General features: G+C 67.3%; 27 protein-coding genes. 20 read left to right on the forward strand and 7 right to left on the reverse strand.

All coding sequences use genetic code 11. The annotated features are described in order from the left end of the window. The first annotated feature begins 248 nt into the window (after positions 1-248). A complete protein-coding gene (locus GBZ48_RS05605) occupies positions 249-1,298 on the forward strand; it encodes a glycosyltransferase family 2 protein (protein ID WP_174470140.1) in 1,050 nt (349 codons plus the stop codon). Here the strand turns inward: GBZ48_RS05605 and GBZ48_RS05610 are convergent. The 3 genes from GBZ48_RS05610 to GBZ48_RS05620 are packed head-to-tail and all read right to left on the reverse strand — an operon-like array spanning position 1,260 to position 4,123. Next, on the reverse strand, positions 1,260-2,099 hold the full coding sequence (locus tag GBZ48_RS05610) for a glycosyltransferase family 2 protein (protein ID WP_174470141.1): 840 nt from the start codon (positions 2,097-2,099) through the stop codon (positions 1,260-1,262). The genes GBZ48_RS05605 and GBZ48_RS05610 overlap by 39 nt on opposite strands. Positions 2,100-2,103: 4 nt before the next feature. Then, positions 2,104-3,108: an MraY family glycosyltransferase gene (locus GBZ48_RS05615; RefSeq protein WP_174470142.1), complete on the reverse strand. Its 1,005-nt coding sequence runs from the start codon at positions 3,106-3,108 to the stop codon at positions 2,104-2,106. A 31-nt stretch (positions 3,109-3,139) separates the two neighbouring features. After that, entirely contained in the window at positions 3,140-4,123 is a 984-nt protein-coding gene (locus tag GBZ48_RS05620; protein ID WP_174470143.1) for an NAD-dependent epimerase/dehydratase family protein, read from the reverse strand. A gap of 168 nt (positions 4,124-4,291) precedes the next feature. Here GBZ48_RS05620 and GBZ48_RS05625 point away from each other — a divergent pair, with 168 nt between their 5' ends. Both GBZ48_RS05625 and GBZ48_RS05630 read left to right on the forward strand, forming a co-directional pair. Beyond that, complete coding sequence (locus GBZ48_RS05625) at positions 4,292-4,630, forward strand: hypothetical protein (protein WP_109050879.1); 339 nt, start codon at positions 4,292-4,294, stop codon at positions 4,628-4,630. Between the two features lie 22 nt (positions 4,631-4,652). Then, a complete protein-coding gene (locus GBZ48_RS05630; protein ID WP_174470144.1) occupies positions 4,653-4,799 on the forward strand; it encodes a hypothetical protein in 147 nt (48 codons plus the stop codon). Between the two features lie 67 nt (positions 4,800-4,866). Here the strand turns inward: GBZ48_RS05630 and GBZ48_RS05635 are convergent, their stop codons facing one another. Beyond that, positions 4,867-5,298 carry a GNAT family N-acetyltransferase gene (locus tag GBZ48_RS05635; RefSeq protein WP_174470145.1) on the reverse strand — a complete coding sequence of 144 codons (432 nt, stop codon included), beginning with the start codon at positions 5,296-5,298 and terminating at the stop codon, positions 4,867-4,869. Positions 5,299-5,463: 165 nt separating this feature from the next. Here GBZ48_RS05635 and dcd point away from each other — a divergent pair, with 165 nt between their 5' ends. From dcd to GBZ48_RS05650, 3 genes are all read left to right on the forward strand, one after another. Then, positions 5,464-6,018, forward strand: a complete 555-nt coding sequence (gene dcd, locus GBZ48_RS05640; protein ID WP_014248468.1) for a dCTP deaminase — start codon at positions 5,464-5,466, stop codon at positions 6,016-6,018. Between the two features lie 51 nt (positions 6,019-6,069). After that, complete coding sequence (gene murA, locus GBZ48_RS05645) at positions 6,070-7,362, forward strand: UDP-N-acetylglucosamine 1-carboxyvinyltransferase (protein ID WP_109050877.1); 1,293 nt, start codon at positions 6,070-6,072, stop codon at positions 7,360-7,362. 63 nt (positions 7,363-7,425) lie between these two features. Further along, complete coding sequence (locus GBZ48_RS05650; RefSeq protein ID WP_109050876.1) at positions 7,426-7,896, forward strand: DUF2948 family protein; 471 nt, start codon at positions 7,426-7,428, stop codon at positions 7,894-7,896. Between the two features lie 31 nt (positions 7,897-7,927). Here the strand turns inward: GBZ48_RS05650 and GBZ48_RS05655 are convergent, their stop codons facing one another. Next, the gene (locus GBZ48_RS05655; RefSeq protein WP_174470146.1) at positions 7,928-8,284 is read right to left on the reverse strand and encodes a hypothetical protein; all 357 of its coding nucleotides are present in this window, start codon (positions 8,282-8,284) and stop codon (positions 7,928-7,930) included. Between the two features lie 133 nt (positions 8,285-8,417). Here GBZ48_RS05655 and GBZ48_RS05660 point away from each other — a divergent pair, with 133 nt between their 5' ends. Further along, positions 8,418-8,990 carry a type 1 glutamine amidotransferase domain-containing protein gene (locus tag GBZ48_RS05660; RefSeq protein WP_174470147.1) on the forward strand — a complete coding sequence of 191 codons (573 nt, stop codon included), beginning with the start codon at positions 8,418-8,420 and terminating at the stop codon, positions 8,988-8,990. 116 nt (positions 8,991-9,106) lie between these two features. Here GBZ48_RS05660 and GBZ48_RS05665 read toward each other — a convergent pair whose 3' ends face one another. After that, complete coding sequence (locus GBZ48_RS05665; protein ID WP_174470148.1) at positions 9,107-9,775, reverse strand: LuxR C-terminal-related transcriptional regulator; 669 nt, start codon at positions 9,773-9,775, stop codon at positions 9,107-9,109. 456 nt (positions 9,776-10,231) lie between these two features. On the opposite strand from GBZ48_RS05665, the gene GBZ48_RS35950 reads away from it, so the two are divergent. From GBZ48_RS35950 to GBZ48_RS05730, 13 genes are all read left to right on the forward strand, one after another. Beyond that, on the forward strand, positions 10,232-10,885 hold the full coding sequence (locus tag GBZ48_RS35950; RefSeq protein ID WP_343049312.1) for a LuxR C-terminal-related transcriptional regulator: 654 nt from the start codon (positions 10,232-10,234) through the stop codon (positions 10,883-10,885). Positions 10,886-10,966: 81 nt separating this feature from the next. Then, positions 10,967-11,848 carry an urease accessory protein UreD gene (locus GBZ48_RS05675; RefSeq protein WP_343049361.1) on the forward strand — a complete coding sequence of 294 codons (882 nt, stop codon included), beginning with the start codon at positions 10,967-10,969 and terminating at the stop codon, positions 11,846-11,848. Between the two features lie 125 nt (positions 11,849-11,973). Then, complete coding sequence (locus GBZ48_RS05680) at positions 11,974-12,276, forward strand: urease subunit gamma (protein WP_109050871.1); 303 nt, start codon at positions 11,974-11,976, stop codon at positions 12,274-12,276. Between the two features lie 13 nt (positions 12,277-12,289). Beyond that, positions 12,290-12,595 (forward strand): urease subunit beta, encoded by a 306-nt coding sequence (locus GBZ48_RS05685; protein ID WP_109050870.1) that lies wholly within the window; start codon positions 12,290-12,292, stop codon positions 12,593-12,595. 26 nt (positions 12,596-12,621) lie between these two features. Further along, a complete protein-coding gene (ureC, locus tag GBZ48_RS05690) occupies positions 12,622-14,331 on the forward strand; it encodes an urease subunit alpha (protein ID WP_174470150.1) in 1,710 nt (569 codons plus the stop codon). A 158-nt stretch (positions 14,332-14,489) separates the two neighbouring features. Continuing rightward, complete coding sequence (murI, locus tag GBZ48_RS05695; protein ID WP_174470151.1) at positions 14,490-15,332, forward strand: glutamate racemase; 843 nt, start codon at positions 14,490-14,492, stop codon at positions 15,330-15,332. Continuing rightward, positions 15,332-15,814 (forward strand): urease accessory protein UreE, encoded by a 483-nt coding sequence (locus tag GBZ48_RS05700; protein ID WP_174470152.1) that lies wholly within the window; start codon positions 15,332-15,334, stop codon positions 15,812-15,814. Before murI ends, GBZ48_RS05700 begins: the two co-directional genes overlap by 1 nt. Next, a complete protein-coding gene (locus GBZ48_RS05705; protein WP_174470153.1) occupies positions 15,771-16,517 on the forward strand; it encodes an urease accessory protein UreF in 747 nt (248 codons plus the stop codon). The genes GBZ48_RS05700 and GBZ48_RS05705 overlap by 44 nt, the downstream gene beginning before the upstream one ends. Further along, a complete protein-coding gene (gene ureG / locus GBZ48_RS05710; protein WP_098739331.1) occupies positions 16,514-17,158 on the forward strand; it encodes an urease accessory protein UreG in 645 nt (214 codons plus the stop codon). The genes GBZ48_RS05705 and ureG overlap by 4 nt, the downstream gene beginning before the upstream one ends. A 111-nt stretch (positions 17,159-17,269) precedes the next feature. After that, on the forward strand, positions 17,270-18,172 hold the full coding sequence (locus GBZ48_RS05715; RefSeq protein ID WP_246307001.1) for a PRC-barrel domain-containing protein: 903 nt from the start codon (positions 17,270-17,272) through the stop codon (positions 18,170-18,172). A 75-nt stretch (positions 18,173-18,247) separates the two neighbouring features. Further along, positions 18,248-18,700, forward strand: coding sequence for a YgaP family membrane protein (locus GBZ48_RS05720; protein WP_174470155.1), 453 nt, complete (start codon positions 18,248-18,250; stop codon positions 18,698-18,700). A gap of 320 nt (positions 18,701-19,020) precedes the next feature. Then, positions 19,021-19,806 carry an enoyl-ACP reductase FabI gene (fabI, locus tag GBZ48_RS05725; RefSeq protein ID WP_109050864.1) on the forward strand — a complete coding sequence of 262 codons (786 nt, stop codon included), beginning with the start codon at positions 19,021-19,023 and terminating at the stop codon, positions 19,804-19,806. Positions 19,807-20,032: 226 nt separating this feature from the next. Next, complete coding sequence (locus GBZ48_RS05730) at positions 20,033-20,443, forward strand: bacteriohemerythrin (protein WP_098739335.1); 411 nt, start codon at positions 20,033-20,035, stop codon at positions 20,441-20,443. A gap of 21 nt (positions 20,444-20,464) precedes the next feature. Here the strand turns inward: GBZ48_RS05730 and serB are convergent, their stop codons facing one another. Then, positions 20,465-21,370 carry a phosphoserine phosphatase SerB gene (gene serB, locus GBZ48_RS05735; RefSeq protein ID WP_174470156.1) on the reverse strand — a complete coding sequence of 302 codons (906 nt, stop codon included), beginning with the start codon at positions 21,368-21,370 and terminating at the stop codon, positions 20,465-20,467. Positions 21,371-21,422: the final 52 nt, after the last annotated feature.

Consider the following 21,422-nt stretch of genomic DNA (forward strand, 5'->3'; position numbering starts at 1 on the left):
GTTCAAGCCGCCCAAACTGCTCCACCGTCAACCAGAACTGACCGTCGCTCATCGCAAAGCCCCTTTCCAGGGCGTTGAATCACAACGGCTCACTGACGGAAAGGCTCTTTATGGGTCCGTACCCTAGTATCCGGTTTGGCCGGGTGGTGCCACGGCGCAAAGCCCCAAGACCCTTTTCCAGCTTTCGGTCGGGTGTCGGAATGGCTATAAGCTGGAGAGGGACGCGTGAATAAGGACGCTACCAAGACATGTCACATACCGTCGACGGTGCAAATGATCGGCACAGCCGGATCATCATCGTCAGCTTTAATTGCGCAGACTTCGTCAATCGCGTCATTGGCTGTCTGCTCGACCAGACCGATCCCGCCTTCGAGGTGGTGATCGTCGACAATGCCTCCAAGGATGTCGACGGCATCGCCCTGCCCGCCGATCCGCGCTTTCGCATGGTGCGGATGGACACGAATGTCGGCTTCGCCAAGGCCAACAACGTCGGCGCCGCCGGCGCCACCGTCCCCTGGATCGTCACGCTGAACCCCGACGCTTTCCCGCGCCGCGACTGGATGGAGCGGCTGCAGGCCGCCGCCCATGCGCAGCCCGATGTGGCGATGTTCGGCTCGACACAGCTTTTCTCGCACGATCCCCGGATGATCGACGGCGAGGGCGACCAGTATTCGATCTTCGGCTTCGCCTGGCGGGTCAACTACCGCCGCATGCTCAAGCCACCCTATTACAGCGGAGCGGTCTTCTCGCCCTGTGCGGCGGCGGCCATGTACCGGCGCGACTATTTCGAGGCGGTCGGCGGCTTCGACGAGGATTTCTTCTGCTATTGCGAGGATGTCGACCTCGGCTTCCGCATCCGGCTCAGCGGCGGACCGGCGGCGCAGGTCGGCGACGCGGTGGTGGAGCATGTCAGCAGCGGCGTGTCGAAGCAGTACGGCACCTTCGCCCAGTATCACGGCGTCCGCAATCTGGTGTGGACGATGGTGAAGAACATGCCGCTGCCGCTGCTGCCGCTGGCCTTCTTCGGCCATTCGCTGCTGGTGGTCTATCTGGTCTTCCGCAGCCTGGGCAGCGGGCGCACCGGCGCAATCGGCCGCGGCATCCGCGACGCGCTGCGCGGACTGCCGGGGATGATCGCCAAGCGCAGGGCCATCCAGCATGGCCGCAAGGCGACGCTTGGGCAGGTTGCCCGCATGATCGCCTGGAACCCGCTGCTGCTGAAGACGCGTGGCCGGCCGGGATGCCGGCTGTCGCGCCGGTCAGACCAGCCGCCAGCCGTGGGTATTGAAAAAGCGTAGGGCGGAACGGGCGAACATCCTGATGTGCGCGCCGCCCTTGCGCGCCGCCTTGCCGCCGAAATGCACCATGCGGACATCCGGCACGTAGGCAATCTCGCCCAGCGCTATCGCCCGGCGCGACAGGTCGAAATCCTCGAAATACAGGAAATAGCCGTCGTCGAAGCCGCCCAGCCGGGTCAGCGCGTCGCGCCGGAACAGCATGAAGGCGCCGCTGACCTGCTCCAGCCCGGTCACGACGGCGTCTCGGGTGACGTCGCGCATCTCGTAGCGGTCGAGCCGCTTGGCGAACATCCGCTTCACGGATCCGGGGGCGAAGGCGCGCAACCCCAGATCCAGCACGGTCGGCCGGCGCTTGCACAGGAATTCCTGCTCACCCGACGGGCCGAACACCTTGGGCGTCAGCAGCACGGTGCGCGGATGCGCCTCCATGTAGCGCCAGCCGGCCAGCAGCGCGTCCGGCTCCAGCAGGATGTCGTAATTCAGGATCAGGTGGTAGGGCGCGTCGCCCTGCCGGATCGCCAGATTGTGCCCGGCGCCATAGCCGACATTGCCGTGCCCGGCGATCAGCATCACCGGCGGGCGTCCGGCTGCCGCGTAGCTGTCGAGCAACGCCCGGAACGGATTGGAGCCTGAGTCGCTGCCCTTCGGTGCGCCATTGTCGACGATCCACAGCCGGGTCCGCACCCCGGCTCCCTCGGTCAGCCGGTCGGCGGCGGCACCGATGGTGTCGAGGGAGCGGGCCAGCAGCTCCGGGTCGGGATGATAGAGGACGACGGACAGGTCGAGGAAAGCGGCGCTCATCGGATCAGACCTTCGCCATGCGCGTCAGCGTCGCCAGCAGCAGCGCGACGGCGATCGCCCCCGGCGCCAGCGTCCAGGCGCCGAAGCTGCCGGCGGCCAGCGCGGCGGCGACGAGGATGAGGCTGTAGGCGATGATCGTCAGCACCACACGGTCATGCCGGCCCACGCCCTTGGCGGCCTTCTGATAGAAATGCTCGCGGTGGGCCTGCCAGATCTTCTCGCCGCGCAGCAGGCGGCGCAGCAGCGTGATGGTGGCATCGGTCAGGTAATAGGCCGGCAGGATCAGCGCGGCGGCCCAATCGCCGCGGGCCGCCAGCGAGGCCAGCAGGAAGGCCAGGATATGGCCGAGCGGAATGCTGCCGACATCGCCCATGAACATGCGGGCCGGCCGCCAATTGTGGGTCAGGAACCCCGCCGCCGCCCCGGCCAGCGCCGCTCCGGTGACCCCTATCAACCCGAAATCCCCCATCACCAGCGATACCAGAGCCACGCCGCCGCCGATCAGGACGGTTTCGCTGCCGGCCAGCCCGTCGATGCCGTCCATGAAATTGTAGAGGTTGACGAACCACAGCCACAGAAAGGCCGTCGCTGCCCGGTCCAGGCCCCAGGGCAGCCAGCCCTGCCAGACCAGCTGGTCCGCAGGCAGCGCCAGCAGTCCGAACGCCACCGCCAGCGCCTGCACCGCCAGCCGCAGCAGCGGTGACAGGGTGCGCCGGTCGTCCATCCAGGACACCCCCATCAACGCCAGCGTGCCCAGCAGAACGGCCCCGGTCGCCAGTGGCCGGCCCAGGACGAGTCCGGCGATGGCGAAGACCGGCACCACCGTCAGCATCACCGCCCATCCGCCGCCGCGCGGGGTCGGTGCCTGATGGCTCGACCGGTCGTTCGGGATGTCCATGATGCTGCTGGCGAGGAGATAGCGCAGCACCCGTGTCGACAGGTACCAGCCGACTGCCAGACATAGCAGGAAGACGCCGATCAGCGCGGTCGAATAGGCGGTGGAGGTCATGGCGGCTCGGATGGTGGAGGAGAGGGGAGGGTCAGAGCTTGTGATAGCCCTTGTACCACTCCACAAAGCGGGGCAGGCCGATCTCGATGGGGGTCCTCGGTTCGAAGCCCAGCAACTGGCGGCTCAGCTCTATGTCGGCGGCGGTCTCATGCACGTCGCCGGCCTGCATCGGCTCCATCACCTTCACCGCCTCGCGGCCCAAGGCCTGTTCCAGCACGCCGATGAAGCGCATCAGCTCCTCGCACCGGTTGTTGCCGAGGTTGAAGACGCGGTGCGGGGCGCCGGTCTCCTCGTCCACCGGTGCCGGGCGGTCGAGGGCGGCCAGCACGCCGGCAACAATATCGTCGATATAGGTGAAGTCGCGCTTCATCTTGCCGCCGTTGAAGACGCGAATCGGCCGGCCGGCGGTGATGGCGTCGGCGAACAGCCATGTCGCCATGTCCGGGCGGCTCCACGGGCCGTAGACCGTGAAGAATCGCAAGCCGGTCATCGGCAGCTGATAGAGGTGGCTGTAGGTGAAGGCCAGCATCTCCGCCGCCTTCTTGGTGGCGGCATAGACCGACACCGGACTGTCGACTCGGTCCTCCACCGAGAAGGGCATCTTGCGGTTGGCGCCATAGACCGACGAGGTCGAGGCGTAAACGAAATGCCGCAGGCCCGGCATGCGCCGCGCCGCCTCCAGCAGCGTCACCTGACCGGTGACGTTGGCGTCGACGTAGGCATAGGGGTTTTCGATGGAGTAGCGCACGCCCGGCTGCGCCGCCAAGTGGACGACACCCGTCACATCCTCGAACTGCGGCCACAACCCCTCCACCGTCGCGCGGTCGGAGATGTCGGCCTTGATGAAGCGGAAGCCGTCCCGGCCGGTCAGTCGGGCCAGCCGCGCTTCCTTCAGCGCCACGGCGTAATAGCCGTTCAGGTTGTCGATGCCGAGAACGCTCTCCCCGCGGTCCAGCAGTGCAGCCGCGACATGCGATCCGATGAAGCCGGCGGCCCCGGTGACGAGGATGGTCATGGTCCGACACCCTATGTGACGATGGTCCGCCGGTCTTATGCCCCAGCGGCGGTTGGGGCGCCAGCCTCCATCCACCAGCATCCACCGACCGGTTCGCATGCTTGACAGTCGATCCGCCCTGCCGGTCTACTGCGCGACCGCGACACATCAGGACCGATGGGACGATCGATGCCCCCGAAGAAGAATCCGCTGAATCTGAACCCGCTGCAGCTGCGCACCCTGACCCTGCTGCAGGAGATCGCCCGCCTGGAGAACAAGCCGGCCGAGGACGAGGAGGGTGGCTTCATGATCACCGGCCTGCCGCACGCCCACGGCAACCATTTCCATCTCGGCCATGCCGTCGTTGCCGCAAAGGACGCTACCGGCCTGCAGAACGACGCCGTGTGGACCATCCTGGAGCGCAAGGGCATCGTGAAGCGCACGCCCGCCGCCGCTATCCTGACGGCTACCGGCGTCGAATACGACACCGGCCTGCGCGACCAGATCCTGCACCATTCCGACCACTGACATCCGGGGCGGAGCCGCGCCGATGGACGACACCGCCGAAACCACGACCCCGCCGCCGGTTCCGGTGAAGCCGAAGCCGGCGGCATCGGGCCGCGACGAACGCCTTGCCACCCGCCTGCGCGAGAACCTGCGCAAGCGCAAGGAGCAGGCGCGGCAGCGTGGGGAATAGTGCCTCTTCCGGACCCGTCCCTCTCCCGAAATCGGGGGAGGGACGTGTTCGCTCACGCCAAACCGCTTTAGGCCAGATCCTTCCTGAACCAGATCTGCCTGTGCCCCGGCGGGTAGCCTTCCATCTCCGCCCATACCTCATAACCTTGCTTCGGGTAGAAGCCGGGCGCCTGGAAATCATAGGTGTAGAGCCGCGACCAGCGGCAGCCGCGGGCCTTCGCCTCCGCCTCCGCCGCGGCCAGCAACCGGCTGCCGAGACCGCTGCCGCGCGTGGAGTCGTCCACCCACAGCAGGTCGACATACAGCCACTCCCAGTTGGTGTAGCCGACCAGCCCACCCTTCAGCGCACCGTCCGCATCGCGGGCGGCGGCCACCAGATCGCGGCGGTCATAGGCCCGGCCCAGCGACGCCTCGTTGTAGGCGCGCAGGCCCTCGTAAATTCCAGCCAGGTCGGCCGGGGCGGGGGTGTCCGTCACGGACAGGATGAAGTTCTGGCTCATGGACGCCGAGCTTAGACGCCGCGGCGGCGAAGACCAGCGCCGTGATAAAGAACCGTCCATGCGCGCCAAGCGGTCCACCTTTCCTTGAGCGCCGCCGCGTGCTCGGTTACAAACCAGCCTTCACGACCCCTCCATCCAATCGATACGCCAAGGAGTACCCCCGCGATGGGCATCATGCCGGACAGCTGGATCCGCGAGATGGCCGAGACAAAGGGCATGATCGAGCCCTTCGTCGAGACCCAGAAGCGCGAAGGCGTGATTTCCTACGGCGTGTCGTCCTACGGCTACGACGCCCGGGTCGCCGATGAGTTCAAGATCTTCACCAACGTCGACAACGCCATCGTCGACCCGAAGCGCTTCGACGATTCGAGCTTCGTCGACCGCAAGACCGACGTCTGCATCATCCCGCCGAACAGCTTCGCGCTGGCCCGCACGGTGGAATATTTCCGCATCCCGCGCGACGTTCTGGTCATCTGCCTGGGCAAGAGCACCTATGCCCGCTGCGGTCTGATCGTGAACGTCACCCCGCTGGAGCCGGAGTGGGAAGGCCACGTCACGCTGGAGATCTCCAACACCACCCCGCTGCCCGCCAAGGTCTATGCGAACGAGGGGCTGTGCCAGTTCCTGTTCCTGAAGGGCGACAGCGTGTGCGAGGTGTCCTACGCCGACAAGTCCGGCAAATACATGGGGCAGAAGGGCGTCACGCTGCCCCGGCTCTGAGCGCTCCTCTCTGAACGCCTTCAAAAGCGTATCTGCGAAAGAAACAGGTCCATGGACAAGATCCGCATCCGCGGCGGCCGCCCGCTGAACGGCTCCATCACCGTTGGTGGCGCCAAGAACGCCGCCCTGCCGCTGATGACGGCGTCTCTTCTCACCGACGAGACGCTGACGCTGACCAACCTGCCGATCCTGGCCGACATCAACACGCTGTGCAATCTGCTGCTGCAGCACGGCGTGGCGATCCACATGGCCGGGGCGGGCGGCGATTGCGCCGGCCGCGCCGTGGACTTCACCGCGCGCGACATCACCAACACCACCGCCCCCTACGATCTGGTGCGCAAGATGCGCGCCAGCGTGCTGGTGCTGGGTCCGCTGCTGGCCCGCTGCGGCGAGGCCAAGGTGTCGCTGCCCGGCGGCTGCGCCATCGGCGCGCGTCCGGTGGACCTGCACATCAAGGGTCTGGAGGCGATGGGCGCCGACATCCGGATCGATGCCGGCTACATCGTCGCCAAGGCCCCGGCGGGCGGTCTGCGCGGTGCGGAATACGTCTTCCCCAAGGTGTCGGTCGGCGCGACCGAGAACCTGCTGATGGCGGCCACGCTCGCCAAGGGCACCACCATCCTTGTCAACGCCGCGCGCGAGCCGGAGGTGACCGACCTTGCCGAATGCTTGGTCAAGATGGGGGCGAAGATCACCGGCATCGGCACCGACCGGCTGGTGGTCGAGGGTGTCGACCGGTTGCACGGCGCCCGCCACATGGTGGTGGCCGACCGCATCGAGACCGGCACCTATGCCATGGCCGCCGCCATCACCGGTGGCCGTCTTGACATCATGAACACCCGTCTCGATTTGATCAAAGCGGCGGTCAAGGCGCTGGCTCCGGCCGGCGTCGCCTTCGAGGAGATCGAGAACGGGATCCGCGTGTCGCGCGCGAACGGTGAACTGCACGGCGTCGATGTGATGACCGAGCCGTTCCCCGGCTTCCCCACCGACCTTCAGGCCCAGATGATGGCCCTGATGTGCACGGCGACGGGTGCCGCGATGATCACGGAGACGATCTTCGAGAACCGGTTCATGCACGCGCCGGAGCTGACCCGCATGGGCGCGCGGATCACGGTCCACGGCTCGTCGGCCCTGGTGCGCGGCGTGGAGCGGCTGACCGGCGCGCCCGTGATGGCGACGGATCTGCGCGCTTCTGTGTCGCTGGTGCTCGCCGGGCTGGCGGCGGAGGGGGAGACGACGGTCAACCGCGTCTACCACCTCGACCGCGGCTATGAGCGGGTGGAGGAGAAGCTGGCCGCCTGCGGTGCGGAGATCGAACGCATCCACGGCGGCGACGAGTGAACGGCGGGGGTGCCCCTCCCGCCATCCCCTGAGGTTGGCCTTTCCCGAGAGGTGCCCCCGAACATGACGGCCCCAGCCATGACCCCGATCCGCCTGCGCGCCGAAGACGAGGAGGATCTGAAGGTCGTCTCCGCCTGCCTGCAGGACGCCATCCTGCCGGTCGGCGACATGTGCTTCCAGCCCGACGAGAAGCGGTTCGTCATGGTCGTCAACCGCTTCCGCTGGGAGGCCGCCGACGGCCCGCGTCCCGGGCCGTCCGCCGATGACGACGTTCTGGCCCCCTATGAGCGGGTCCATTGCGGCCTGAGGGTGGAGGGGGTCACCGGTGCCAAGCTGCGCGGCTTCGACCTGAAGGAACGCGGCCGCATCATGGAGCTGCTGTCGATGGAGACGGTGGAGGGCGGCGTCGCCCTGCATTTCGCCGGTGGCGGCTGTGTCCGCCTCGATGCGCCGTCCTGGCGCGTGATGGTGGAGGATCTGGGCGAGCCCTGGCCCACCGGCTGCAAACCCTGCCACCCCGACGAACCGGCCTGACCGCTTCGAGACGGGTCCGGAGCGCTGGCGATCAGCGCTCCGCAACCTGGGTGTCGGCGTGCAGGCGGCGGATCACGTCCTGCGCGGTCTTCTTGTAGGTCACCGTGTCCTCGTCCTCGCCCGGCGACAGTTGCGAGCGGCGGACGGTGAAGAAGCGGTGGCCGACATCCAGCATGCCGCTGGCCTCGACCAGGATGCTGATGTCCTTGCCGTCGGCGCTGGGCGACACGGAAACGATCTGGCCCAGCTCCTCGCCGAGCAGACCGGTCACTTCGAGCCCGACAAGGTCGTCACCGCCGCGCGGATCCGCGGCCTGTACCGACTCGATGTGGGCGAATGGCAGGGTTGCCGCCAGCGCAAGGCCGGCCAACAGGGTCTGGAACCTCATGATTTCGGCTCCCATCGCTGATGTGTGTCTCGTATGTCACAATCAACATGGGAATTGCGGGACAGTTCCCAGGGAACCATCCAGGGGTAATCCGGTTGCTGCGGGATGACCGACAGTGAAGGAGGCCCCCTCGATGGCTCAGAAACTCGATGGAAAGACCGTTGCCGTGCTCGCCACCGACGGCTTCGAACAGGTGGAACTGACCGAACCGGTGAAGGCGCTGATCGATGCCGGCGCCACCGTGCATGTGGTCGCCCCCAAGGGCGGGCGGATTCAAGGCTGGAATCACCATGACCGCGGCGACATGGTCGATGTCGACGTGACGCTCGACCAGGCCGATGCCGGGCGCTACGACGCGCTGCTGCTGCCCGGAGGGGTGATGAACCCGGATTCGCTGCGGCTGGAGCCGAAGGCGATCGAGTTCGTGAAGAGTTTCGTGGAGTCCGGCCGCCCCATCGCCGCGATCTGCCACGGCCCCTGGACGCTGATCGATGCCGGCGGCGTGCGCGGCAAACGCATGACCTCCTGGCCGTCCTTGCAGACCGACCTGCGCAACGCGGGCGCCAGTTGGGTGGACGAGCAGGTGGTGACCGACCATGGGCTGGTCACGTCGCGCAAACCGGACGACATTCCGGCCTTCTGCCGCAAGATGATCGAGGAGTTCTGCGAAGGCCGTCACGCCGGCCATCGCCACGCGGCGGAGTAAGGGCGCAGATTTGCTCCCTGCCTATCCCTCTCCCGCGAAGCGGGGGAGGGAGGAGGGCTATCGAATGTATTGGAGGGGAGGGGGCGCCCTTTCTGACGGAACCCTCTCGGCAGACCCTACGCCGTCACCAGCGGCGACAAGCCGTTCTGGATGGCCCACACCGCGGCCTGGGTGCGGTTCTGCGCGTTGATCTTCCGCATCACGTTCTTGAAATGCATCTTCACCGTCGATTCGGTGATGTGCAGGTTGCGCGCGATGGCCTTGTTCGACTGACCGGCCAGCAGGCAGCGCAGGATCTGCACCTCGCGCTTCGACAGGTCGCCGCTGGGCGGCATGGCAATCGGGGTGGGGGTGTGCTGCGGGCGTTCGTTGGCGGCGGCCATCAGCAGGCCGGCGACATGGGTGGGATAGACCACTTCGCCCAGCATCACCAGCCGAAGGGAGCGCAGCAGGCTCTCGCTCGACATGCTCTTGTTCAGATAGGCGTCGGCGCCGGCCTTCAGCGACTGCGACAGGCTGCGGTCGGCAATGGTGTCGGCGAGCACGGCGATCCGGGCGGAGGTGCCGTCGCGCAACCTCCGAATGCCGGCGATCTCCTCCGGCATGCCATCCTGCAGCGCCAGCACGATCAGGTCAGGTTCCTCGCCGTCGGCAATCAGGTCGAGCGCGTCGTCGGCGCTGGCCGCATGGGCGCTGACCCGGAAGGGGCCGCCGCCGATCAACGTTGCCAGTGCCGCAGAAAACAGCCGGTCGTGGTCAACCAGCATCACAGTCCATGTCGTCATCGATCATCCTCCGCTGAGCCGCCCTTTTTCCGGGCGGCGGCGATCCCCCCTTTTGTTCCGCGCCTGAAGGTCCAGGAAAAGGACCGGACCGGTTGGTCCGGTCCGCACGGACTCCGAACATAGAAAATTAGAACAATATTGTTCGGAACAGCGGGCTTTACGCTTCATGCTGGGATGATTTATACGGTTCATTAACCAACAGCGCAAGGTGAGAACAGGAAAGTCACAGCCAATAGATCGGATTTGCGGTGAAAATGATCGTGGATCCATTCATTCGATATTTAGGGGTAGCTGCGCCAAGGAGCGGCGCGAATGAACCGCTTTCCCGTTGGGGCTTTTTGGTGTTCTTGGCCCTACTGAGAGGCGGTCCGCTGAGAATAAGGGGACACGATGGAGTTCGAGCTTCAAGCGCGCGGTGGTTCGCGTAGCGCGGGCAATCCCACGCGGATTTTTCTGGTGGTCGACGAGCAGCCGATGGTCCGCCATGGCTTTGCGCTGTCCATCGGTGAGATCTGCCCTGGGACGCGCGTGCTGGAGGCCGGGTCGTTGGATGAAGCGCTGAACGTTGGCCGCCAGACTCCCGAGCTGGCCCTTGTTCTGTACGACCCCGGCCCACCGCGTGTGGATGAGGATGACGCGGGCGGCGGCGCCATCGCCGGGCTGCGCCGTCTGAAAGAGGCTCTTGGCGAGGTGCCGGTCCTGATCCTGACCAACTCGGACGAGGTGGCCGACATCGTCGACAGCGTTCGCATGGGCGCCCGCGGCTATGTGCTGAAGACCAGCCCGCCGGAGGTGCTGGAGCATGCCATCTCGCTGGCGCTCAGCGGCGACATCTTCCTGCCGCTGCCGCGTGCCGTGCTGAATGGGGCGCTGGCCGAGGGACCACGTGGCAACGACGACATTCTGGACCGGTTGACCGACCGCCAGCGCGACGTGTTCGAGCTTCTGCTGGCCGGCCATTCCAACAAGGAGATCGCCCGCGGCCTGGGCGTGCTGGAAGGCACGGTGAAGGTGCATGTGCGCGCGATCATGCAGAAGCTTGGCGTGCGCAACCGCACCCAGGTTGCGGTGGTCGCCGCCCGCAACGGCTGCTTCACTGGAGAGGGCTGAAGAGTCCGCATTGCCTGAACGGCCCCGCTTCCGGCAGACTGGCGCCCCTACGATCCAGTGAGGAGCGGGCGCTTGGTTCAGGTGGCGGTGGCCGGCAGGCCGGAAGAGTCGGCGGGCGGGCAAAAGGTGCGCGAGGAAAAGAAGGTCGCCGTCCATGGCGCCGCCACCGTCCGGTTTGAACGTCGCCACGGCCAGACCCGGCTGGCGACGCTTTACCACCATGACCCGCTGCGGGTGCTGATGCCGACGCCGCGCCGCGATGACCTTCCCATCGCGGTGCTCGCCACAACTTCGGGCGGAATGGTCGGTGGCGACCGCATGGACATCGCCCTGTCCGTCGGGGCAGGCGCCAAAGCGCTGATCAGCACCCAGGCGGCAGAGAAGGTCTATCGCTCCACCGGCGCCGACTGCCGCATCGACACCGCCCTGTCGGTGGAGGAGGGCGGCTGGCTGGAATGGATGCCGCAGGAAGCCATCGTCTTCGAAGGCTCCCGCCTGCGCCGCCTGACCCGGATCGACCTGTCGGGCGACGGCCGCGCCATCGCCGGCGAGATGCTGGTCTTCGGCCGCGCCGCCTTCGGCGAGACGGTCACCCGCGGCCTGATCCGCGACGCCTGGGAGGTTGCCCGCGACGGCCGCCTGGTCTGGGCCGACGCCCTGCATCTGGATGACGACATCGCCGAGGCGCTGGTCCATCCCGCCGGCTTCGGCGGTGCCGCCGCCTGCGCCACCCTTCTCCATGTCGCTCCCGACGCCGCCCGCCACCTCGATGCGGTCCGTGCACTGGCCGAGCCGATCGAGGGCGCCCGCATCGGCGCCACCGCGCTCGACGGCCTGCTGATCGTCCGCATCCTCGGCGGCGATGCCCGCGCCGTGCGGCGCGCCTATGCGGCACTGTGGTCGGGCCTGCGCGCCGAAGCCGCGGGCCTGCCCACCCGCCTGCCGCGGCTGTGGGAGGTCTGACGGCAACGTTCAGGCTCCGCTTGCCAGCACTTTCAACCCTCTACGTCATACGACGCACTTGGCGTGCCGCTCCGGCGTGGCATAATCGCCGGCAACGAACAGGGTGGCGAAAGGGCAATCCCCCGATGAACCTGACAGGGCGCGAGAAGGACAAGCTGCTCGTCGCGATGGCGGCTATGGTGGCGCGGCGGCGGTTGGAGCGTGGGGTCAAGCTGAACCACCCGGAGGCGGTCGCCCTCATCACCGATTACGTGGTGGAGGGTGCGCGCGACGGCCGCACGGTGGCAGAGCTGATGCGGGACGGCGCTACCGTGCTGACCCGCGAGCAGGTGATGGATGGCGTGGCCGACATGATCCACGACATCCAGGTCGAGGCGACCTTCCCCGACGGCACCAAGCTCGTCACCGTCCACCAGCCGATCCGTTGAGAGGGGATGCCCGATGAAACCCGGTGAAATCTTCCCGGCGGCCGGCGAGATCGTGCTGAACGATGGCCGTGCCACCGTCGAACTCGACGTCGCCAATGCCGGCGACCGCCCGATCCAGGTCGGCTCGCACTTCCACTTCTATGAAACCAACAGCGCGCTGACCTTCGACCGCGAGCAGGCCAGAGGCTTCCGGCTCGACATTCCCGCCGGGACGGCGGTGCGCTTCGAGCCCGGCCAGACCCGGCGCGTGACGCTGGTCGCCTATGGCGGCGACCGGGTGGTCATCGGCTTCAACCGCAAGGTCAACGGCGCCCTCTGACGGGCCGACAGGAAGGGCGAACGACAATGGCGCACCGCATCGACCGGGCCGAATATGCGGCTCTCTACGGCCCGACCACCGGCGACCGCATCCGGCTGGCCGACACCGACCTGATCGTCGAGGTCGAACGCGACCACACCGTCTATGGCGAAGAGGTGAAGTTCGGCGGCGGCAAGGTGATCCGCGACGGCATGGGGCAAAGCCAGCGCTCGCGCCACCAGGGAGCCGTCGACACCGTCATCACCAACGCCCTGATCATCGACCATTGGGGCATCGTCAAGGCCGACATCGGCATCACCGGCGGGCGCATCGCCGCCATCGGCAAGGCCGGCAACCCCGACATCCAGCCCGGCGTCGACATCATCATCGGTCCGGGCACCGAGGTGATCGCCGGCGAAGGCAAGATCGTCACCGCCGGCGGCATCGATGCCCACATCCATTTCATCTGCCCGCAGCAGGTGGACGAGGCGCTGAACAGCGGCGTCACCACCATGCTGGGCGGCGGCACCGGCCCGGCCGCCGGCACCTCGGCCACCACCTGCACGCCGGGGCCGTGGCACATGGAGCGGATGCTCCAGGCCGCCGAAGGGCTGCCGATCAACCTCGGCTTCTTCGGCAAGGGCAACACCAGCCGCCCCGACGCGCTGCTGGAGCAGGTCGCCGCCGGCGCCTGTGGCCTGAAGCTGCACGAGGATTGGGGCACCACACCCGACTCCATCGACACCTGCCTGACCGTGGCCGACCAGCTGGACGTCCAGGTGGCGATCCACACCGACACGCTGAACGAATCGGGCTTCGTCGAGGACACCATCGCGGCGTTCAAGGGCCGCACCATCCACACCTTCCACACCGAAGGGGCGGGCGGCGGACACGCGCCGGACATCATCCGGGTGGCCAGCCTCGCCAACGTGCTGCCCAGCTCGACCAACCCGACGCGGCCCTTCACCATCAACACGGTGGACGAGCATCTCGACATGCTGATGGTGTGCCATCACCTCAGCCCGCGCATCCCGGAGGACGTCGCCTTCGCCGAAAGCCGCATCCGGCGCGAGACCATCGCGGCGGAAGACATCCTGCACGATCTGGGCGTCTTCTCCATGATCTCGTCGGACAGCCAGGCGATGGGCCGGCTGGGCGAGGTGGTGATCCGCACCTGGCAGACCGCCCACAAGATGAAGCTGCAGCGCGGCCGGCTGCCGCAGGAGACCGGCGACAACGACAATTTCCGGGTCAAGCGCTACATCGCCAAATACACGATCAACCCGGCGCTGTCGCATGGCATCGCCCATGTCGTCGGTTCGGTCGAGGTCGGCAAGCTGGCCGATCTGGTGGTGTGGTCGCCGGCCTTCTTCGGCGTGAAGCCGGACATGGTGATCAAGTGCGGCACCATCGCTGCCGCGCTGATGGGCGATCCCAACGCCTCGATCCCAACGCCGCAGCCGGTGCATTACCGCCCGATGTTCGGCGCCTTCGGCCGGGCGATGCAGGCCAGCAGCGTGACCTTCGTCAGTGGCAAGGCACTGGAACTGGAGGTCGGCCGCCAGCTTGGTCTGCACCGCGAGCTGATCGCCGTCAAGGGCACCCGCACCGTCGGGAAGAAGGACATGATCCACAACGACGCCACCCCGCACATCGAGGTGGACCCGGAGACCTACGAGGTGCGGGCGGACGGACAGCTGCTGACCTGCGAACCAGCCGAGGTCTTGCCGATGGCGCAGCGCTATTTCCTGTTCTGAGGCGCAATTTTTAACTCCCTCTCCCCCCCGGGGAGAGGGTTAGGGTGAGGGGGGAACCGCTTCGAGGATCTCTTCGGCTGCGCCGAACCCCCTTATCCCAGCCTTCTCCCCTCTTAGAAAATGGGCGGGGGAGAAGGAGTCTTAGGCAGGGTCTATTCGTGATCGGTGTATTCGATTCAGGACATGGCGGATTGACGGTGCTGCGCGCCCTGGTGGACGCGGCACCCGGCCGGCCCTTCGTCTATCTCGGTGACCATGCCGCCGCTCCCTACGGGCCGCGCAGCGAGGACGACATCTACCGGCTGACCATCGCCGGGATGGACCGTCTGTTCGACCAGGGCTGCCGGCTGATCGTCATAGCCTGCAACACCGCCGCAGCCGTCGCGCTGCGCCGGCTCCAGCAGGAATGGCTGCCGTCGGCCCATCCCGGCCGCAACGTGCTGGGGGTGCTGGTGCCGATGGTGGAGGCGATCACCCGCGTGCCGTGGATGATCGATACCGTTCCGCCCGACCATCTCGCGGAGCCGCGCAGTGTCGGCATCTTCGCCACCGCGGCGACGGTCAACTCCGGCTCCTTCCCGCGGGAGATCGGCAAGCGCGCCCCGTCCGTCCGCGTTGTGCAGCAGGCCTGCCCCGACCTCGTGCCGCTGATCGAGCGTGGTGCGTCGGACGACGAAATCGAGCCGGCGGTGAACGGCTATGTCCGCGTCCTGCTGGACAAGATGGGCAGCCAGCCGCTGGACACCGTGGTGCTGGGCTGCACCCATTATCCGCTGGTCCGCCACCTGTTCGCCCGCGCGCTGCCGCCGGGGGTGGAGGTGTTGTGCCAGCCGACGCTGACCGCCCGCTCGCTGGAGCAGTATTTCGAGCGTCACCCCGAATACCGTCCTGACCCGGCCGAGCGGGACCTTCGCTTCTTCACCACCGGGGACGCGGCGCTGGTCAGCGAACTGGCCGGCCGCTTCTTCGGCCACCCGACCCCCTTCGAACGGCTTATCTGATGACCGATCCCGCCCGCCGCGCCACCCGAGTCCACGCCCGCGGCCATTGGCCGGTCGAGCAGGCGGCCGGCACCGTGACGCTCGCCTTCGACGACCGCTTCCGCCGCCGGATGGCGATGACTGACGATGCCGGCGGCGCCTTCCTGCTCGACCTGCCGCGGGCGGTGGCGCTAGACGACGGCGACGGGCTTGAGCTGAGCGACGGCAGCTTCCTCCGCGTGGTCGCCGCCCCGGAGGAGCTGATGGAGGTCCGCGTGCCCGGCCCGGTCGAGGCCTTCGCCCGCGTTGCCTGGCATCTCGGCAACCGTCACCTGCCGGTGCAGATCGTCGGCGACACCATCCGTCTGCGCCGCGACCATGTGATCGAAGACATGCTGCGCGGGCTGGGGGCCGAGGTGCGCGGCGTGACGGTGCCCTTCATGCCGGAAGGCGGCGCCTATGGCGGTCATTCGCATGGCGGCGGGCATGGACATTCGCACTGACGTGAGGGATGGCGTTTCCACCCACGCCCTGACACGCCTGCTGGCGTGGCTGTCGCCCAGCTTTCCGGTCGGCGGCTTTTCCTACAGCCATGGCATCGAGGCGGCGGTGGAGCAGGGGCTGGTGCGTGACCGGGCGACGATGATCGTCTGGCTCGACGGCATCCTGCGCCATGGTGCCGGGCGGACCGACGGCATGCTCTTCGCCGCCGCCCACCGCGCCGTGCTGGCCGGCGACGAGGCCGGTTTCGCCTGGGCGGTGGAGCGGGCCGACATCCTGCGTGCGTCGGCCGAGATGGGACTGGAATCGCGGGCGCAAGGGCAGGCCTTCCTGCTGGCGATCCGCGCCGCATGGCCGCTCGACGGGCTCGCGCGCTGGGATGCGGTGATCGCCTCCACCGGACGGCCGGTCGCCTATGCGGTGGCGGTGTCACTAGCCGCCGCGCTGATCGGCGTGGCGGAGGGGCCGGCGCTGACCGCCTACCTCCACGCCTTTTCGGCCAATCTGGTGTCGGCCGGCGTGCGGCTGGTGCCGCTCGGCCAGACCGATGGGCAGCGGGCGCTGGCCGCGCTCGACCCCATCACGCACCGGGCGGCCGACGCGGCGCTGGCGGCCCCGCTCGACGATCTCGGCGGCCGGGCGATGGCCGTCGACTGGACCTCGATGATCCACGAAACCCAATATACGAGGCTGTTCCGCTCATGAGCGCTCTCCCCGCTATCGAAAAGAGCCACGCCGGTCCGCTTCGCGTCGGCATCGGCGGTCCCGTCGGCTCCGGCAAGACCGCGCTGACCGACGCGCTGTGCAAGCGCATGCGCGAGGATTGGGAGGTCGCGGCGATCACCAACGACATCTACACCAAGGAGGACGCGGAGTTCCTCACCCGCTCCGGCGCCCTGAAGCCGGAACGGATCATGGGCGTGGAGACCGGCGGCTGCCCGCACACCGCGATCCGCGAGGATGCCTCGATCAACCTCGCCGCCGTCGACCAGATGAACGCGAAGTTCCCCAACCTCGATCTGATCTTCATCGAATCGGGTGGCGACAACCTCGCGGCGACCTTCTCGCCGGAGCTGGCGGACATCACCATCTACGTCATCGACGTGTCGGCCGGCGACAAGATCCCGCGCAAGGGCGGGCCGGGCATCACCCGCTCGGACCTACTGGTCATCAACAAAACCGATCTCGCCCCGATGGTCGGCGCCAGCCTGGAGGTGATGGACCGCGATGCCCGCAAGATGCGCGGCGACCGCCCCTTCGTCTTCGCCAACGTCAAGGCGGGCGAGGGGGTCGATGCCATCCAGTCCTTTATCGTCCAGCGCGGTGGATTGCCCCTTCCGGGCTGACCTTCCACAACTGGGGGAAGATCGGCGCCCGGGACTCTCTGGCTGATGGAACCTCCGGCTTGACAATGCTGTTCATGCAGCATGAGACGATTCAAGCCGGAGGATGCCCTGATGACGCGCCCCACCCCTGCAACGGCCCTGCTGCTGGCCGCGCTGGGAACACTGTCCTTCGCCGCGCCCGTGCTGGCGGCCGACGACTGCGCGGCCGGGCTTGACCGGCTGGGACAGCAGGCGGCGGCTCTCGAGGCTGCCGGCCCCGGCTCCGCCGCTCCGGTGACCCCGCAGGAAACCGCACAGCTGCGCGCGCTCCAGCAGGCGGCGCAGGCCGCTGCACAGAAGGGCAACGCTCCCGCCTGCCAAGCCATCCTGGGCGAGGCGACGGCGCTCCAGGATTCCATCGCCCATCCGCGCGCCATCGCCGCCGACGATCTTGAGAACGCCAAGCTGCGCAGCCCGGATGGCAAGGATCTCGGCAGCATCTCCGAACTGATCATCGATCCCGGCACCGGGCGTGTCGCCTATGCGGTGGTCGAACTGGGCGGCTTCCTCGGCATCGGCGAGGCCGACTTCGCGGTTCCGTGGGCGCTGTTCACCCCGTCGGGCGAGGGCTATGTCCTGAATGTGCCGAAGGACAAGCTGACCAACGCGCCGCGTTTCGACGACAAGAACCGCCCGAACATGAACGACCGCCAGTGGGCGATGGCGGTTCACACCTATTACGGCGTCGCCCCCTACTGGATGCGCGATTCGGCGACGCTGGCCGCCATCGCCGGTGCGGCTGGCGGAAACGGAGACGTCTCGGCGGCACCGCTGCGCCAGGAGGTGCAGCGCCTGTCTCAGGAAGTGGCGCGGCTGAACAGCGAATTGCAGCAGGCGCGCGGCGCCGCCGGCTCCAGCGGGACGACGCCCGGCGCAGGAATGGGGCAGGGCGGTGCGCCCCAGGCGGCGCCGGATGCCGCCGCGCAGACGCCATCCGGGAACGGCAGCCCCCAGCCGCCGGTTTCCCAACAGTGACGCGATAACGATCCGATGGCGGACGGTCCCTGATTGGGACCCGCCTGACCGGGATCCGCATTCAGGAGGACCGACATGGAACTCTCTTCGATCACCGATACGGCCCAGCGCAACCTGCGCGGCATAGCGGACCATATGGCCGACCGCTTGCCCGGCCCCACCGGCAGCTACGGCATTAACGTCGGCCACAATGAACGGCTGGCGTCGCTGGCCGGCGGCGTGGTTCTGGCGGTGCTGGGCCTGCGCCGGCCCAACTGGACCGGCGCCGCCATGGCGCTGGCCGGTGGCGCCCTGGTCGCGCGCGGCCTGACCGGCTATTGCCCCGGCAAGGCGATGCTGGCCGACTGGTCGCACAACGACCGGGCGGCCTTTCCGGCTCAGGATGTCGAACATGGCATCGACCCCTATTCCCGCCATCCCGGCGACATCTATCAGGAGAGCTGCGAGGAGGAGATCGTCGACGAGGCTTCCCAGGAATCCTTCCCGGCGAGCGATCCGCCCTCCTTCAGCCCGGGTGTTGCGCGGTAAGCGGGCAATCAGCCAAGCGGCCTGATGCCATAACAGAAATGCCATCAAGAAACGGCCTGCCGATCCCAGGCTGGCGGGCCGTTTTTGATATGGATCAATGAAAGTCAAAATTTGGAGGACTTCGGCTTTTACTGATCATGCCTGCGACAATGCTGCGCAATGATTGTAGCGCATGTGCGGTTCGCGCCCAATGCACGTTGCGGACCCGCGGCGGTTCGTTTATGGTGCACTGCACAAGGAACGCCGCGTCTGTGCACCCGGCGAAAGGCCGCCACCGTTGCGGCCGCTCCTCCCGTCACATCGACCGCAGGACAGTCCGCATGACCACGATCATTCCCGCCGCCGCCACGCTCGAAGGCAAGAAGGGGCTCGTTCTTGGCATCGCCAACGACCAGTCGATCGCCTGGGGCTGCGCCCGCGCCTTCCGCGCGATGGGTGCCGACCTCGCGGTCAGCTATCTGAACGACAAGGCCAAGAAGTTCGTCGAGCCGCTGGCCCAGCAGCTCGAGGCCGAGATCTTCGAACCGGTGGACGTCACCGGCGAGGGCGAACTGAAGGCCATCTTCGACAAGATCGGCGAGAAGTGGGGCAAGCTCGACTTCGCGCTGCACAGCATCGCCTTCGCCCCGAAGGAGGATCTGCACGGCCGCGTCGTCGATTGCTCGCGAGAGGGCTTCCAGCAGGCGATGGACGTCTCCTGCCATTCCTTCATCCGCATGGCCAAGTATGCCGAGCCGCTGATGAAGGACGGTGGGTCGCTGTTCACCATGTCCTATTTCGGCGCCAACCGCGTCATCGACAATTACGGCGTCATGGGTCCGGTCAAGGCCGCCCTGGAAGCCAGCGTTCGCTATCTGGCAGCCGAGCTGGGCCCGAAGGGCATCCGCGTCCACGCCATCTCCCCCGGCCCGATCAAGACCCGCGCCGCCTCCGGCATCGCCCATTTCGACGAGCTGATGAACAAGGCCGCCGAGCGTGCGCCGGAAGGCCGTCTGGTCACCATCGAAGAGGTCGGCTACACCACCGCCTTCCTCGCCACCGATGGCGCCAAGGGCATCACCGGCGACACCACCTATGTCGATTGCGGCTATTCGATCGTCGGCTGACGACGTCGGAACCTGATCCCGGCCCAATAACGGCGGGGCACAGGATGCGGAATGGGGCGGGTGCGGCGACGCATCCGCCCTGTTCCGTTCCCGGCCTTCCCCTCCGCCTGTCTCCTGGCGGGTGCGTCATATTGCCGTGTGACGCCGCCGGCTGTTTTGGCGCAATGGTAACACCAGCCATAATCCGGGCTAACGGGGTGCCGGCAAGGGGGGAGGCGGCAGGGTCATGGGCGCCATAACATGGCGACGGCAGTTGAGCGTCGGCCAACCGTCCATCGACGACGATCACAAGCATCTGATCGAGTATCTGAACGAACTCGACGCAGCACTGGCCGCTCAGCGGTTCCAGCCGGTCCGCGTCGCCAAGATCCTGGTCAAGCTGCTGGAATACACCAAGGAGCATTTCGCCCGCGAAGAGCGGATCATGCAGATCGTGCATTACCCGAAATTCGAGGAGCACGTCGCCATGCACCGCGCCGCGGTGAAGATGGTCAGCGAGCTGTCCAACCGCTTTTCAATCGACCCTACCCACGAGAATGCGGAGCAGCTCTACAAATTCACAGCCGACTGGCTGGTCCGCCACATCATCCTGATGGACACGCAGCTGACGCCCTATGTGCGTGGCGTGTGGGCGTGAGGGTATAGGGCCACCAGCCCCTTACCCCACGAACTCCGTCGCCCGGTAGCCCTGGGCGTAGAGCAGGGCGGTGAGGTCGCCATGGTCGACGCGGGCGCGGGCCTCGGCGGCGACCACCGCCTTGGCATGGAAGGCGACGCCCAGCCCGGCGGCCAGCAGCATCGGCAAGTCGTTGGCGCCGTCGCCAACGGCCATGGTCTCCGCCACCGGCACACGGTGCTCGCCGGCATAGGCCATCAGCGCCTGGAGCTTGCTGTCCTTGTCCAGGATCGGCTCGATCACCTTGCCGGTCATCACGCCGTCGACCACCTCCAGCTCGTTGCCGCGGTCGTCGTCGAAGCCGATCCAGCTGCGCACCCGGCCGGTGAAGCAGCGGAAGCCGCCCGACACCAGAACGCAGACGGCGCCGTTGGCGCGCATGGTGCCGATCAGCTGGGCGGCACCCGGCATCAGCGTGGCGCGCTGCCACACCTCGTCGATCACCGTCTCCTTCAAACCCTTCAACAGGGCGACCCGCTCGCGCACCGCGTCCTTGAAGTCGATCTCGCCGTTCATGGCGCGGGCGGTGATGTCGGCGATGTGGTCCTTCAGCCCGACATAATCGCCAAGCTCGTCCAGCATCTCCTGCTCGATGATCGTCGATTCCATGTCGGCGACCAGCAGCCGCTTGCGCCGCGTCGCTGCCGGCTGGGCGATGATGTCCAGCGCCACGCCGGCCCCATTCGCCGTCAGGGCATGGCGGATCGCCGCCTCCGCCTGTTCGGGCGCCAGATTGCCGAAAGGCAGGTCGCAGGCGGTGCCCGGCGCCAGCCAGTCCGGTGCGCCGGCATCGGCGCCCAGCCCGACCAGCGCCGCCTTGGCGGTCAGGACGGCAGCCTCGTCGAGCGTGGCGGTGCGGGGGGCGATCAGCGTGGCGACGGCGTTCATCGGCGGGTATCCCGAGGAAAAGAGGGCCTTTGCGCGCTGCCTACCACAGCCA

The organism is Azospirillum melinis (assembly GCF_013340935.1).
Taxonomy (GTDB): Bacteria; Pseudomonadota; Alphaproteobacteria; order Azospirillales; family Azospirillaceae; genus Azospirillum; species Azospirillum melinis.